Annotated in this window: 15 protein-coding genes and 1 pseudogene; all 16 read left to right on the top strand. The window is 39.8% G+C overall.

The genetic code is table 11. The features are described 5' to 3' along the window. Positions 1 to 16 precede the first annotated feature (16 nt). Positions 17 to 868, top strand: a complete 852-nt coding sequence (locus tag ORH16_RS00485) for a GRP family sugar transporter (RefSeq protein WP_265455257.1) — start codon at positions 17 to 19, stop codon at positions 866 to 868. A 161-nt stretch (positions 869 to 1,029) separates the two neighbouring features. Further along, positions 1,030 to 1,716: a flavodoxin gene (locus ORH16_RS00480; RefSeq protein WP_265455255.1), complete on the top strand. Its 687-nt coding sequence runs from the start codon at positions 1,030 to 1,032 to the stop codon at positions 1,714 to 1,716. A gap of 235 nt (positions 1,717 to 1,951) precedes the next feature. Continuing rightward, a complete protein-coding gene (locus ORH16_RS00475; RefSeq protein WP_265455253.1) occupies positions 1,952 to 2,590 on the top strand; it encodes an NAD(P)H-binding protein in 639 nt (212 codons plus the stop codon). A 42-nt stretch (positions 2,591 to 2,632) separates the two neighbouring features. After that, positions 2,633 to 3,664, top strand: coding sequence for a zinc-dependent alcohol dehydrogenase family protein (locus ORH16_RS00470; RefSeq protein WP_265455251.1), 1,032 nt, complete (start codon positions 2,633 to 2,635; stop codon positions 3,662 to 3,664). A 332-nt stretch (positions 3,665 to 3,996) separates the two neighbouring features. Then, positions 3,997 to 4,815: an alpha/beta hydrolase gene (locus tag ORH16_RS00465; protein WP_265455250.1), complete on the top strand. Its 819-nt coding sequence runs from the start codon at positions 3,997 to 3,999 to the stop codon at positions 4,813 to 4,815. 236 nt (positions 4,816 to 5,051) lie between these two features. Beyond that, positions 5,052 to 6,038 (top strand): aldo/keto reductase, encoded by a 987-nt coding sequence (locus ORH16_RS00460; protein ID WP_265455248.1) that lies wholly within the window; start codon positions 5,052 to 5,054, stop codon positions 6,036 to 6,038. 333 nt (positions 6,039 to 6,371) lie between these two features. Then, positions 6,372 to 7,013 (top strand): flavodoxin, encoded by a 642-nt coding sequence (locus ORH16_RS00455; protein ID WP_265455247.1) that lies wholly within the window; start codon positions 6,372 to 6,374, stop codon positions 7,011 to 7,013. A 31-nt stretch (positions 7,014 to 7,044) separates the two neighbouring features. Then, on the top strand, positions 7,045 to 7,635 hold the full coding sequence (locus tag ORH16_RS00450) for a cyclophilin-like fold protein (RefSeq protein WP_265455245.1): 591 nt from the start codon (positions 7,045 to 7,047) through the stop codon (positions 7,633 to 7,635). A 202-nt stretch (positions 7,636 to 7,837) separates the two neighbouring features. Beyond that, positions 7,838 to 8,719, top strand: coding sequence for a LysR family transcriptional regulator (locus tag ORH16_RS00445; protein ID WP_265455243.1), 882 nt, complete (start codon positions 7,838 to 7,840; stop codon positions 8,717 to 8,719). 133 nt (positions 8,720 to 8,852) lie between these two features. After that, positions 8,853 to 9,203 (top strand): MerR family transcriptional regulator, encoded by a 351-nt coding sequence (locus tag ORH16_RS00440; protein ID WP_265455241.1) that lies wholly within the window; start codon positions 8,853 to 8,855, stop codon positions 9,201 to 9,203. A gap of 20 nt (positions 9,204 to 9,223) precedes the next feature. Further along, positions 9,224 to 9,772: an NAD(P)H-dependent oxidoreductase gene (locus ORH16_RS00435; protein ID WP_265455239.1), complete on the top strand. Its 549-nt coding sequence runs from the start codon at positions 9,224 to 9,226 to the stop codon at positions 9,770 to 9,772. A 14-nt stretch (positions 9,773 to 9,786) separates the two neighbouring features. Then, positions 9,787 to 9,972, top strand: coding sequence for a 4-oxalocrotonate tautomerase DmpI (dmpI, locus tag ORH16_RS00430; RefSeq protein WP_265455237.1), 186 nt, complete (start codon positions 9,787 to 9,789; stop codon positions 9,970 to 9,972). Between the two features lie 33 nt (positions 9,973 to 10,005). Further along, positions 10,006 to 10,968: an aldo/keto reductase gene (locus tag ORH16_RS00425; RefSeq protein WP_265455235.1), complete on the top strand. Its 963-nt coding sequence runs from the start codon at positions 10,006 to 10,008 to the stop codon at positions 10,966 to 10,968. 23 nt (positions 10,969 to 10,991) lie between these two features. Continuing rightward, positions 10,992 to 11,381: a MerR family transcriptional regulator gene (locus tag ORH16_RS00420; RefSeq protein ID WP_265455233.1), complete on the top strand. Its 390-nt coding sequence runs from the start codon at positions 10,992 to 10,994 to the stop codon at positions 11,379 to 11,381. 73 nt (positions 11,382 to 11,454) lie between these two features. Then, positions 11,455 to 12,195, top strand: a complete 741-nt coding sequence (locus ORH16_RS00415) for an SDR family oxidoreductase (RefSeq protein ID WP_265455231.1) — start codon at positions 11,455 to 11,457, stop codon at positions 12,193 to 12,195. Between the two features lie 471 nt (positions 12,196 to 12,666). Continuing rightward, positions 12,667 to 15,055 (top strand): annotated as a pseudogene (gene secA / locus ORH16_RS00410) (preprotein translocase subunit SecA); the annotation flags it as partial. Positions 15,056 to 15,079: the final 24 nt, after the last annotated feature.

Genomic DNA, 15,079 nt, shown 5'->3' with positions numbered 1-15,079 from the left:
AAAAGGAAGCTTTATCATGAATATTTTAATCGCTTTAATCCCAGCATTAGGCTGGGGGATTCAACCATTAATTATCGGAAAAATTGGTGGAAAACCAGCAAATCAAATTTTAGGTACCGGAATTGGGGCTTTAGTTATTGGTTTGATTGTTGAATTTGCCTTCTCACCCGGTAATATTTCTTTGGTTGTCTTTTTGATCAGTCTTTTGTCCGGAGCATTTTGGGTCATCGGACAAACTGGACAATATAAATCTCTTGAACTAATGGGGGTATCCAGTACGATGCCAGTCACAACTGGCCTACAATTAATCGGAACATCTTTAATCAGTGTCATTGCTTTTGGTGAATGGCCGACTTTGACCAATAAATTAATTGGGCTTGGGGCGATTATTTTATTAATTGTCGGAGCCATTTTTACCTCAGTCAGTGATTCGGCTTCAACCAAAGATCGTTTCAAACACGGCTTTATCATTCTTTTATTCACAAGTATTGGGTATTGGATTTACAGTGCCCTACCTAAAATGGTGGACGCTTCAGGTCTGGCAATTTTCTTTCCACAAATGCTCGGCGTCTTTTTAGGAGCACTCATCTATGTTCTTGTTACTGACCGAAAAGCGATAGTTGAAAAAACTAGCTGGCAAACGAGTCTAGTTGGGCTGACATTTTCAATTTCAGCGTTAGCGTACATTTTTTCAGCACAAGAAAATGGTGTAGCCACAGCTTTCATCATCACCCAATTAAATGTCGTCGTCGCAACATTAGGCGGTATGTTCTTTTTAAAGGAAAAGAAAAGCCCAAGAGAACTCCGCTCGACCTTGATTGGTTTAGCTTTAATTGTTGTCGGCAGCATTATTACAATTTTTATTTAATCTTAAGTTGGATTGTCTAGTAAACTCTTGAAAGGTTAGCAATGAAGAAAAACTTCAATCGTTTTTATAAATTTTTTTCAAAAAAGCCCTTGCCCTGTAGTGAACTCGATAGTTTAAGGTGTTAGTAGGAAGAAAAAAAATTTTTGGAGGATTATCATATTATGAAAAAAGCTAAGATAGCAACGGTTATGCTGGCAGCTTTCCTGTTAGCGGCCTGTCAGGCAGACGAGGGCACACAGACAGAAGGTAACTCATCAGAAAATAATGCCAGTGAGACAACTACGCAAGCGGTAGCGAGCGAATTTAATCCAGCAACAACTCTGATTGCGTATTTCTCAATGCCAGAATCTGGTGGTGTGGATGCAGTAGCCGGCTCTAGTAGAGTAGTCGTTGATGGAGAGGTTATCGGAAACACGCAGCAGATTGCCAATTGGATTTCTCAAGATACTGGTGTAGATACTTTCAGAATTGAAACTGAAAGGGAATATTCTGGCGATCATGATGAGTTAATTGACCAAGCGACAGAAGAAGGCGACGAAGATGCAAGACCAGCCTTAAGTACAGAAATTGAAAATTTTGACCAATACGATGTTGTCTTTGTCGGATTTCCAATCTGGAATGCCCGCTTACCGATGCCGATGATGAGCTTTTTTGATGATTACGATTTTTCAGGGAAAACAATTGTACCATTTTCAACCCATGGCGGTAGCAGTTTTGGCCGGACTATTTCACAGGTTGAAGAACTAGAACCAGATGCAACCGTTGTGGAGGGCTTAACTATCTCTAGAAATACGGTGAGTGATTCCCATGTAGAGGTGACAAACTGGTTAGCCAATTTGAGTCTGTAAAATCAAATTTACTTTGGAAAAAAACAGTTTTTAAATCCAATCTGAAATATAGCTGTAAAGTACGCAGGTTTAACAAAATTTAATCTCGAAATGATTCATCTGAAGATAATTTAGGAAAATTATTAGGTATTGGCTACTCTACTGAAACAAGAAAGATACCTGTAAGATATGGTAGGGAGTCAACCTAAAAAATATATTTAGCAAAACTATAGCTGAACACTAGGAGGAAATGGAAATGAAAGTATTAATTCTAGGTGCTGCTGGACAAATTGGCAGAATGGTTACAAAGGATTTATTAGAACAAACAAATGCTGAACTTGTTTTATATGGTAGAAATGTCACACAACGGTTGGCACAAGAAGCGACTAATCGTTGCCAATTAGTAGACGGTACCTTTGAAGAGGTTGATAAGATTGCAAGTTTACTTTCCGATGTTGATGCTATGTATTTGAATTATGCAACTGGTGATCAAATTATCGCGCCATTAGTAAAAGTTTTAGAACCAGCCGACTTGAAAAAAGTTATCTTTGCCAATGTACCAGATTTGTATCAAGAAGTTGAAGGACCCTTTACAGAATGGTATCGGAAAAATACAGGCATTATGTGGCAATCGTCTTATCGTAAAGCCGCTGATATTATTGAAAATAGCAGTTTAAACTATATTATTTTACGCATCACTTGGTTATATAATGAAGAGGGCAATACTAAAGTTCATTTGACAAGAAAGGGCGAGCCTTTCAAAGAAGCTCAAGTTACCCGCCAAGCAGTTTCCCAAGTAATAACTGATTTATTAACAGGAAAATTAGCTTACAATCGAGAAAGTTTAGGCGTTGGCGAACCTAATACGGAATGGTCAAAACCAAGTTTTTATTAATCCTATCAGGAAAAAAATTAAAAATTGAAACGGAGAGTTAATATGAGAGCAACAGTCTTTATGGAACCAGGAAAAATGGAAATTAAAAATTTTGAAAAACCAGAAATCAATGGTGAAGATCAAGCAATTATTCGCGTCGTTAGAGCGAGCGTGTGCGGTTCTGATTTATGGTGGTATCGTGGCATTTCTGATAAAGAAAAAGGAAGCACTGCAGGGCATGAAGCCATTGGGGTTGTTGAAGCTGTTAGTAAGGATGTTACCAATGTTAAAGTCGGCGATTTCGTGATTGTGCCTTTTACTCATGGCTGTGGTCATTGTGCAGCTTGTCTAGCTGGCTTTGATGGAGATTGTCTGACTCACTCTGCTGGTTCTAGTAGTTTCCAAGCCGAATATTTACGCTATGTCAGTGCAAATTGGGCATTAGTAAAAATTCCTGGTCAGCCTGAAGATTATTCAGATGATATGTTAAAATCATTTATGACTTTAGCCGATGTCATGGCGACAGGTTTCCATGCCGCAAAAACTGCGGAAGTTAAAGAAGGCGACACGGTTGTTGTAATGGGTGATGGTGCTGTTGGTTTATGCGGTGTAATCGGTGCAAAAATATTAGGCGCCAAACGAATCATTGCGATGAGCCGTCACGAAGATCGCCAAAAAATTGCTCTTGAGTTTGGTGCAACAGATATTGTCGCTGAACGTGGTGAAGAGGCAGTCAACAAAATCATGGAACTAACTGGAGCAGGCGCAGATGCTGTTTTAGAATGCGTCGGTACGAAGGAATCCATTGAAACAGCTGTGAAAGTTGGTCGTCCTGGAGCAGTGGTTGGACGGGTTGGCGTTCCTCATATTGATGAATTAGATACCAATGCGTTGTTCTGGCGCAATATTGGTTTAAGAGGCGGAATTGCGGCAGTCACAACCCATGACCGAGCAATTTTATTAGAGGCCGTCTTGTCTGGTGAAATCAATCCTGGAAAAGTCTTTGATAAACAGTTTGCTTTAGATGACGTACAAGCCGCTTATGCAGCGATGGATGAACGGAATGCTATTAAGTCATTATTAGTTATGGACTAGAAGAAATATATAAGAGCTGGCTGCAGGATGTAAATCTTCTGCGGTCAGCTTTTTTAGATTGAGCCTTTTTAAATTCTTTTTTGATGTACATTCATTTTGAAACAGTCGAACCTAACATCAAAGCACAGAACAATTTTTTTAGAATTATCTTAGAACCTCGGAGAAAGTAATCCCCATAACAATGTCAAACACTCGATAATTAATCTTGACTTCCAGTCAGCTTTAACTGGTAAAATTTTAGAAGTAGTTCATTTAAAGAAGCATCCGTTAAGAGAAATAACATAGCTATGGGCTAAAAGTTTTCTACAAAAAATCAGAAAAGAGGACTGCATATGCTAAATCAAACCATTAATTTAATTCGGCAAGCCACGTTGACAACTTATATTCACGACCAATCTGCTAATGGCAAAGGGCAAATTCCTTTGCGGCCAGCATTAATTATTTTACCGGGAGGAGCGTATAGTTTTTTATCTGATACTGAGGCCGAACCGGTTGCACTCACTTTTATGGAGGCTGGGTTTAACACTTTTGTTTTACGTTATTCTGTAAAAGAGGCGTCTGTTTTTCCTAATCCATTAGAAGAAATTTCTCTAGCGGTTTGGACGGTGCGGCAAAGGGCTGCTGAGTGGCAGATAAATCCAGATGCAATTGTTGCAGTCGGTTTTTCAGCGGGTGCCTGTATTGCCGGGATGCTATCTTCCCAGTGGGAGGATGAAAATTTGCTAAGACGCTTAGGTATTCCACCAGAAGGAAATAAGCCTAATGCTGTGGTGATGGCTTATGGTGCCACCTCAAACCAGCGTTTGTTAGCAACTGCCGAAGTGATTCCAGAGGATTTAGGCAAAATTGCCCGTGATCGCACACCTGAATTAGAATTAATAAATTATGTCAATGAAAAAACTGCGCCAACCTTTCTTTGGCAAACCAGATATGATCAAAATGTTCCTGCTGAGCAGGCCTTACAATATGCTCAGAAGCTGTTTGACTATCAAATTCCCTATGAACTTCATATTTTTCAAGGGGGCCGGCATGGTTTATCCGTAAATAATTCCCTCTCATCATACAAAGATAAAGAGCAGGAGAAAACCAAAAACGTGTCCTTCTGGGTGCCGATGTGTATCAACTGGCTTTATTCATTATTCGACCTTTAGAATTTTATTTAGAGTAACTGTTTTTTTTCAATTATTTGAGAAGATGGCTACTTTTTTTCTATTTTTAAAAAGAACTGTTTGAAGCAAGGCTACAGTTAAATTGCTGAAAGGTTTTAAATTATCCTAATCTTCGTCTGACTATCAGCTCAATTCAAAAAAGTTTCATAATTTATTTGACTTGGAGTGCACTCCAAAGGATATGATAAGGATAACTTTTAAAATTGGAGGGCAATAAGATGGACTACATGAAATTTGGCAATACAGGTTTGGATGTCTCACGGTTATGTTTAGGTGCGATGGGCTTTGGCGATCCCAACAGCGGCTTTCACGAGTGGGTTTTAGAGGAAGCGGATAGTCGTGAGGTCGTAAAAAAAGCGTTAGAATTAGGGATCAATTTTTTTGACACTGCGAATATTTATTCCTATGGTGCTAGTGAACAAATTTTAGGAAAAGCTCTAAACGATTTTGCCAATCGGGATGAAATTGTCGTTGCATCTAAACTTTATATGGGCATGAAAAAAGAAAAAGTTCCCAACAACGGCGGACTGTCCCGTAAAGAAATCATGCACCAAATTGATAAAAGCTTAGAACGTTTGAATATGGACTATCTCGATTTATATATTATTCACCGCTGGGACTATAAGACACCAATTGAAGAAACGATGGAGGCTTTGCATGATTTGGTGAAAGCCGGTAAGGTGCGCTATTTGGGAGCTTCGGCAATGTATGCTTGGCAATTTGCCAAAGCGCAACAGGTGGCTAAAGAAAATCATTGGACTCCTTTTGTTTCCATGCAAAATCATCTGAATCTTTTGTACCGTGAGGAAGAACGGGAAATGATGCCGTTATGTGCAGACCAAAAAATTGCGGTGACTCCGTATAGTCCGTTGGCATCAGGTCGTTTAACCCGCGACTGGAATGCAGAAACGAAACGCTTTTTAACTGATAAAACAGCTCAGGGTAAATATGACAAGACCAAAGAACAAGATCAAATCATTGTACAAAGAGTGGCAGAATTGGCTGATAAATACCAAGTGAAACGAGCAGAAATTGCGTTGGCTTGGTTGCTGCAAAAAGACCAAGTCGTAGCGCCAATTATCGGTGCCACTAAGGAAAGTCATCTATTAGATGCACTGCCTGCCTTAGACTTAAAATTAAGCGGCGGAGATGTCGCTTATTTAGAAGCGCCTTATGTGCCCCATGCAGTTGTCGGGGCAATTTAATAGATAGTCATATTATAAACGGCAACAGCATAAAAAATACTATAGCCTATTTTATCTGAAGATAAGTAAGCAACTTGAAATCCTGATGAGGAAGTTCAAGTTGCTTTTTTGTACGAGAGCTTTTTTTAAAATAAAGAGAACTTGAACGAGCTGTTGGGGCTACATTATTTTGAACACAGAAAAATTTTTATTATCGAAAGGATAAAAATAATAAATTGCAGGGATTAACATGAGTTAATCAATGACAAAACAAAAACTATTTTCCTATTTCTCCTTGACTTCCAGTCGACTTTAACTGATAAGGTTTGTAAAAAAAGGAGGCACAAAACGCATATGAAAAAGATTGTCAGTATTTTTAGTTTGAGTTTATTGTTTTTGGTGACAGGCTGTAGCAATGATAGGCAAAACAATTCAACCGGTACAAGCTCTAGTTCGCAAACTAGTAATTCTGTTGAAAGCACGCAGGAGGTTCCTGATAGTTCTCATGGGGAAAATGAAACGGAAACGAGTCACATCGCCATCATTTATTATTCTTTAACGGGAACCACAGAAGCGGTAGCCCAAGAAATTCAAGCTCAAACAAACGGTGATTTATTTGCCTTGCAAACAGTTGAGGCCTATCCGGAAAATTATTCTGCGGTTGCTGATTTGGTACAGCAACAACAGGACGACGGAGAATTTCCGGAACTGCAACCATTAGAGGTGGATTTATCGGCATATGAGACAATTTTTATCGGCTCACCAATCTGGTTTGGTTCAAGTTCCTTACCGCTTCAGCAATGGCTTATGCAAAACGATTTAAGTGGAAAAACAGTCTATCCATTTTTTACTAGCGGCAGCAGTGGAATTGCGAGTGCTATGACAGAAATCGAAAATCTCATCAGCCCACAAACCTTGGTGCCCGGACTTGGCATAAACGATGAGACAATCGATGAAACACCACAATTGGTTGCCTCATGGTTAGCCGAAAATTGATTGAAAGATTAACTAAAGGGAGGTAGAGGCAATGAAAAAATTTTTATTTGCAGCCGTTTTAGTAATCCTTGCGATTGGCTTAATCTTTATTGTGCAATCAACTAGCAGTAATAATTCTGCAATATCTTCAGCAGATTTTTCCAGTGTTAGCAATTCTGCAACATCTTTAACAGAATCTTCTATTGAAAGTAGCTCTTCAGGTGATGTTACAGAAGAAACGTTGCTACCGGAAACAAGCAGCTCGCTAGTAAACTCTCAGGAGGTGGAAGAAATGAAAATAGTTTTGACAGTGGCTGGAGAAAGCCAGACTGCCACTTTAAATAATTCTGCAGCGGCTCGGGATTTTTATGCGTTGCTGCCTTTGGATTTAACGATGGAGGATTATGCCCAGTCAGAAAAGATTGCTGATTTGCCGCAAACACTTGACACAAGCGATTCACCAGCCGGGACGGCAGCGGAAGTTGGCGATTTAACTATGTTTGAGCCTTGGGGTAATTTGGCGATTTTTTATCGCAGTATTGGCTACTCTAATGGTTTAATTTTACTCGGCAGTTTGGATGGCGAGATTGATTTTTTAACCAATCAAACCGGCGATTTCATCTTGTCGATTCGCCAAGCATAATCAAATTTGAAATATTGCGCATATCTTTTTACATATGCGCTTTTTTAAATTGCTGATAATTTCAATTCTTTGCAGCATCTTTGATCACTTGTTTACCGAGTTTCCGCAGCAATTTTTTTTAGCATTCGGGAATAAATTTGTGAATGCTATCGAAAAACTGCTAAAATAAATTAAAACTCTTGAACTGAAGGTGAAGTTATCAATGGAATTAAGAGTCCTGCGCTATTTTTTAATGGTCGCGCGAGAAGAAAATATTACTAAGGCTGCTCAGGCGTTGCATGTTACCCAGCCAACCCTCTCCCGCCAATTGGCTCAGCTAGAAGAAGAATTGGAAGTAAAATTATTCCATCGCAAAAGTCATCATATCGAATTAACGGAAGAAGGCATTTTATTACGAAGACGAGCTCAAGAGATGATGCAGCTGTCAGAAATCATCAAAGATGAACTTTCTGGGATTGGTGAAGAGCTTTCTGGTAAAGTGGCGATTGGTGCTGGTGAGTTAAAAAGCATGGATCAGCTGGCGGAAATTATTGCCGCCTTTCATGAAGATTATCCGCTGGTGGAATTTGAAATGTTTAGTGGGAATTCAGAGGGTATAAAATTTCGGATGGATCAGGGGCTTTTGGGTTTGGGTTTATTGATTGAGCCGGTGGAAATTGAAAAATATGATTTTGTGCGGATGTCTGCCTTAGAAAGATGGGGTGTTTTAGTTCCCACGAGCCACCCCTTGGCACAAAAAGAGACAATCCTAGCAAGCGATTTGGCCAATCAAGCGCTAATTGTATCTAAGAGCGCATCAATCCACAGCGAACTCAAAAGTTGGTTTGGTGAATATGGTCAAGAGTTGGATATTGTCAGCACCTATAACCTGCTTTATAACAGTGCCATGTTGATGCGAAAAAAAATCGGTCTGGGTTTGTCGCTAGAACTGCATTCCAGTTACGAGGGCCTGACCTTTGTTCCCTTAGAGCCAGAGCTAAATTTATCTTCTGTTTTGGTCTGGAAAGCTAATCAAGTTAATTCACCTACCGTCAGCAAATTTATTGCCTTTGCACAGAAATACATAAAAGGCATTTCATCTTAAATAAGATAAGCATTAGACATTGCAGTCTTTTGGTTTCATACTGAGATTAACAAATGAGATAGCAGTCGAGCGTTTCAACTGTGCTACTCAATTTGTTTGTCTCAGTTTTTTTGTGTTAAAGGAGGTTAGAAAAATGAATCAGACAGAAGTTAGTCAACGTTATCAAATTCCTGTTGAAATTCTCAGAGAATATGAATCATGGGGCCTGTGTGATGTGGTCAAATTCGTAATGGGCGAATGGCAATATGACGATCAGGATGTGGAGCGCTTGAGTACAATTATGGCGTTGCATGATTTAGATTTCAGCCACGATGAAATTGAAACATATATGCGCTTATTACTTGAGGACCCCCACGGTGCAGAAAAACGAATGGGCCTGTTAAATAGCAAACGGCAAAAAAAATTGGCGGAGATTCATCTACAGGAAAAAAAACTCGAACGAATCGATTATCTGCGCCACGTAATTAAGAAAAACCAAATATAAAAAGCAAAGAGGATACCTATATGAAAACATTAGTCGAATTATTTCACCCAAATCTTCAAGAATCAACTGTTAATCGTCGCTTAGCTGAAGCGGCGAATGTAAAAGAAAATGTCACCGTCAGAAATCTTTATGAGCTTTATTCGGATTTTAAAATTGACGTAGAGGAAGAGAAACGTCAATTATTAACGGCTGAGCGAATTGTTTTACAATTTCCAATGTACTGGTACAGCTCACCAGCTTTAGTTAAGCAATGGGAAGATGCAGTCTTAGAATACGGCTGGGCGTATGGCACCAATGGCAATCAACTAAAAAATAAAGAGTTATTGATTGCTGTGACACCAGGGGCACCGGCTGAAAATTATGTTCACAATGGGCCATTTAAATATACCGTTCATGATTTATTGCGGCCGTTTCAAGCGACTAGCAATTTAATTGGCACTCGCTTTGTCAAACCATTTGTGGTCACTGGTGCTTCAAGTATCCAAGCTGATACTTTAGAACAACAGGCTGCTGCTTATGCTGAATATTTAAGCAAGGAACAATTAGAACTTTTAGGCGATTACGAATAAGGAGAGTGCAAAATATGCCAGTTATCCAATTTGAAATTGGTCACTTAACAAAAGAACAAAAAGAACAGGTTGTAAAAGAATTTACCGAAACAGCAGTGAAGGTCACTGGAATTCCGGCTGAAGCCTTTTATGTTTTTATCAAAGAAAATAGCGGCGACAATGTCGGCGTCGGCGGAGTATTGCAAAGCGACCGCCATTAATTTATGAAGGATTCTAAAAAGGAGGACTTACTTATGAACGAGATGCAAAAAACTTTAAATATGCCTAAAATTGCTTTAGGTGCTTGGGCGTGGGGCAGTGGTGCTGCTGGCGGCGACCAAGTCTTTGGTCATCATCTAACAACAGCTGAGCTAAGACCGGTTTTTGAAAAATCTTTGGCGGTTGGTTTAAATTTATGGGATACAGCAGCGGTTTACGGCATGGGTTCCTCTGGAGCGATGCTGGGGGAATTTGTGCAGGATATTCCTCGAGAAGCTGTCTTACTCTCAACTAAATTTACACCGCAGATTGCCGAAGCTATCGCCAATCCGGGAGAAAAAATGTTGGCAGGTAGTTTTGAACGCCTTCACACAGATGTGATTGATATTTATTGGATTCATAATCCAGCTGATGTTGCCAAATGGACACCGGCATTAATTCCGTTAGCAAAATCCGGAAAAATCAAATATATTGGTGTCTCTAATCATAATTTAGCAGAAATCAAATTGGCCAATGAAATTTTAGCCAAAGAAGGGTTAAAGGTTTCGGCGTTGCAAAATCATTTTAGTTTATTACATCGTTCCTCTGAAGAGGCGGGAATTTTAGCTTATGCTAAAGAGCAGGGGATGACTTTTTTCAGTTACATGGTGCTGGAACAGGGCGCTTTATCTGGAAAATATGATACAGCTCATCCATTTCCTGAAGGCAGTGACCGTGCTGCCGCCTATAACGAGAGTCTTCCGCAATTAGAAACTCTACTTCAGTTGATGGCAGACATCGGCAAAAAATATAATGCAACAGTTGCCCAAATTGCGACAGCTTGGGCGATTGCTAAAGGAACGGTGCCGATTATCGGCGTGACCAAAGTTGAGCAGGTGATGGATGCAGCACAAGCTGCTAACATTCAGCTGACAGCCGAAGAAATGGCCGCTTTAGAAAATTTAGCCCAGACAGCTGGCGTGAAAACAATTCGGGATTGGGAAAAACCGATGGCCTAGATTTATTAAAAGGAGCAAACACTATGAATATCTCTCAAGCAGCAAAGCAATTAGATTTAACCTCGACGACTCTGCGTTATTACGAAACAATTGGCTTAATTCCGCCAATTGAACGCACAGCTAGCGGTGTAAGAAATTACAGTGAAGAAAATGTGGATTGGATTTATACTATCAAATGCATGCGGGACGCTGGTCTCTCAATTGATTCTTTGATTCAATACAACGCTCTTTATTTAGAAGGGGCCCAGACCTATGATGAAAGAAAAACTATTTTAATGAAGGAACGACAAAATTTAGTTGATAAGATTGCGGAGTTTCAAACGACTTTGGCTCGACTGGATTATAAATTAAATAATTTTTATAGTAGTGATGGTGCGACCATTTGCGATACGGAAAATCCAGCTGAGTTATGAGGCATAAACTTTGACTGAAAGCAGCAGCTCCGTGGTACTGTAAGAGTAGCTTAAAGTAAAAGGAGAGAAAGCAATGTCAACGATTGAAAGTAAAGTTGTGGTTATTATGGGAGCTTCTTCAGGAATTGGTGAGGCCACTGCCAGACGCTTAGCAAAAGAAGGTGCAAAATTAATTTTAGCTGCTCGCCGAGAAGATCGTTTAAAAGAATTGGTAGCGTCTTTACCCGGTGAAGCCTTCTATCAAGTTGCAGATGTCACTAAACAAGTGGATGTCGAAAATGTAATGAAGTTTGCGGTTGAAAAATTTGGCAAAATTGATGTCCTCTATAATAATGCGGGAATCATGCCCCAAGGATTTTTATCGGAGGCGGATTATGCATCATGGCAAAGTATGCTAGATATTAATATTATGGGGGTATTGCACGGAATTGGTTCAGTTCTGCCAATCATGAGAAAACAAGGCAGCGGCCTAATCATTACAACAGATTCAGTGGCCGGCCATGTCGTATACCCAGGTTCTGCTGTTTATAACGGCACGAAATATGCCGTTAGAGCCATTATGGAAGGACTGCGGCAGGAGGAAAAAAATAATGGCATTCGCTCAACGATTGTCTCACCCGGGATGGTTTCAACTGAGCTAATCAGTACCGTCGGCAATGAAAAAATTGCCGCCAACTTAACGGAGATGGGTAAAAAAGAAGGCGCCAGTCTTTTTGCAGAAGATGTGGCAAATGCTGTTGCCTATGTCATCGAACAGCCTGAACATGTGGCTGTCAGCGAAGTTTTAATTCGCCCCAGCCGACAAGTTGTCTAAAAAATCTATCAGCAACTCAGATTGATAAAAAAGCATTTCTGTTTCTACTTGAAGCAGAGATGCTTTTTCTTGTGTAAATTTTTTTGTATAATTCTTTAACGATGCTTTAAAGGAGTAGGCTTTCTTGAAAAAAGTTTTGATAAGGACAGCACGAATATTTAGTTTTCTAGTAACTATCTAATCACAGCTTAGAGTGAAACTTTTTCTAGGCCGTAGAATCATAAAATATATTCTGTTTTAATAGTAGAAAAGCGTCTCTTCATGTTTTCAGTACCGCATCTACTAAGTTAAATTTCTTTATTTTTTATGAGGGCTCCAAAAAAAGTTAATAAAATCTAATTTTAACAGCGATTCCCCAGCTGCAAAGTGAAAAGATATTCACATTGACGGCAAGTAGTGATAAAATAGGTTGGAGATTCTGTTCAGATTGTGCTGAATAGCGTAGATAGATTAAAGGGGAAGAGAAGCTAAATGGCGAATTTTATTCGAAAAATTGTAGAAAATGATAAAAAAGAATTAAAACGATTAGACAAAATTGCCCTTAAAGTGGAAACATTTGCAGATCAAATGGCAGCTTTAAGTGATGAACAACTAAAAGCAAAAACTGATGAATTTAAAGAAAGATTCCAAAAAGGCGAAACCTTAGACCAAATGCTACCTGAAGCCTTTGCTGTCGTAAGGGAAGCTGCCAAACGTGTCTTAGGTCTGTATCCGTATCATGTGCAATTAATGGGTGGTGTGGTTTTACATGATGGCAATATTCCGGAAATGCGTACTGGTGAAGGGAAAACCTTGACCGCTACGATGCCGGTTTATTTGAATGCCATTGCGGGCCTTGGTGTTCACGTCGTTACAGTTAATGAATATCTAGCAACCCGTGACTCAGAAGAAATGGGCGAGTTGTATAATTTCTTAGGCATGACAGTTGGTTTAAATATTAATTCAAAATCCGCTGAAGAAAAACGGGCCGCTTATGCCTGTGACATTACTTACAGCACCAATAATGAATTAGGTTTTGATTACCTGCGGGACAACATGGTCGTTTATCGCCATCAAATGGTGCAACGTCCGTTGAACTATGCGATTGTCGATGAAGTGGATTCGATTTTAGTCGATGAAGCGCGGACGCCTTTAATCATCTCTGGCCAAGCTGAAAAATCAACTGCTTTGTATACACGGGCAGACAATTTTATCAAACGCTTGAAGGAAGAAGAAGATTATAAAATTGACTTACAGTCAAAAACAATCAGCTTAACTGAACAAGGAATTGAAAAAGCGGAAGAAAACTTCGGCTTAGACAATTTATATGACCTTGAAAATACCGCTTTAACCCACCACTTAGACCAATCTTTACGAGCAAACTACATCATGCTTTTAGACATTGATTATGTGGTGCAAGAGGGTAAAGTCTTAATCGTTGACCAATTTACTGGTCGGATCATGGACGGTCGTCGTTATTCCGACGGCTTACACCAAGCTATTGAAGCTAAAGAAGGCGTTGAAATTGAAGACGAATCAAAAACGATGGCGACGATTACCTTCCAAAACTATTTCAGAATGTACAAAAAATTGGCTGGGATGACTGGGACTGCCAAAACAGAGGAAGAAGAATTCCGGGAAATTTACAACATGGAAGTCTTCCAAATTCCAACTAATAAACCAATCCAACGGGATGACCGTCAGGATTTATTGTACCCAACGTTAAATTCTAAATTTAATGCCGTCGTTCAAGATATTAAAGAACGTTATCGCAATGGTCAGCCGGTCTTAGTCGGAACCGTTGCCGTAGAAACGTCAGAATTATTGTCTGAAAAATTAAACAAAGAAAAAATTCCTCATGAAGTCTTAAATGCCAAAAACCACTTTAAAGAAGCCGAAATTATCAAAAATGCCGGTGAAAAAGGTGCAGTAACCATCGCCACCAACATGGCCGGTCGTGGTACCGATATTAAACTTGGTTTAGGTGTTGTTGAATTAGGCGGCTTGGCTGTTATCGGGACAGAACGTCACGAGTCTCGCCGGATTGATAACCAGTTGCGGGGCCGTTCAGGTCGTCAGGGTGACCCAGGGGTTTCTCAATTTTATCTATCTTTAGAAGATGATTTGATGAAACGTTTTGGTTCTGAACGGATTAAAACTTTACTGGATCGCATGAAGATTGAAGAGTCTGACGCAGTTATCCAAAGTCGGATGTTTACCAAACAAATCGAATCTGCTCAAAAACGAGTGGAAGGTAATAACTATGATACTCGGAAAAACGTTTTGCAATACGATGATGTTATGCGGGAACAGCGGGAAGTTATTTATGGTCAACGACAAGCCGTTATCATGGAGGACACGACTCTAACTGAAACTATCTTCAGTATGATTAAACGGACAATTGCTCGAGTTGTCGATGCCCATACCCAATTGGACAAGCCTGAAAACTGGAATCTGCAAGGGATTGTTGATTTCACCAGCAACACGCTCTTAAAAGAAGATACCGTTAAAGAAGAGGACTTAAAAGGCAAAACCGCTGCTGAGATTAAAACTTATCTCGAAGATTTGTCACGGACTGTTTTTGATGAAAAATCAAATCTTTTAAACGGTCCAGAACAATTATTGGAATTCCAAAAAGTGGTCGTTCTGCGGGTAGTCGATTCTAAATGGACGGACCATATCGATGCAATGGATCAATTGCGTCAGTCAATCGGCCTACGTTCTTACGGTCAAAATAATCCGTTGGTGGAATACCAAACAGAAGGCTACCAAATGTTTGAAGACATGGTGGGTGCGATTGAATTTGAAGTTACTCGTCTTTACATGAAGGCAGAAATTCGTCAAAATGTTCAACGGGAACAGGTAGCTCAAGGTACGCCAGTTAATGATGCTGGTGCAGCAGAAA

The organism is Enterococcus sp. HY326 (genome assembly GCF_026157065.1).
In the GTDB taxonomy this organism is placed as follows: Bacteria; Bacillota; Bacilli; order Lactobacillales; family Enterococcaceae; genus HY326.
Note: the sequence above shows the minus strand (reverse complement) of the source record. Positions and strands in the feature narration are given on the sequence as shown.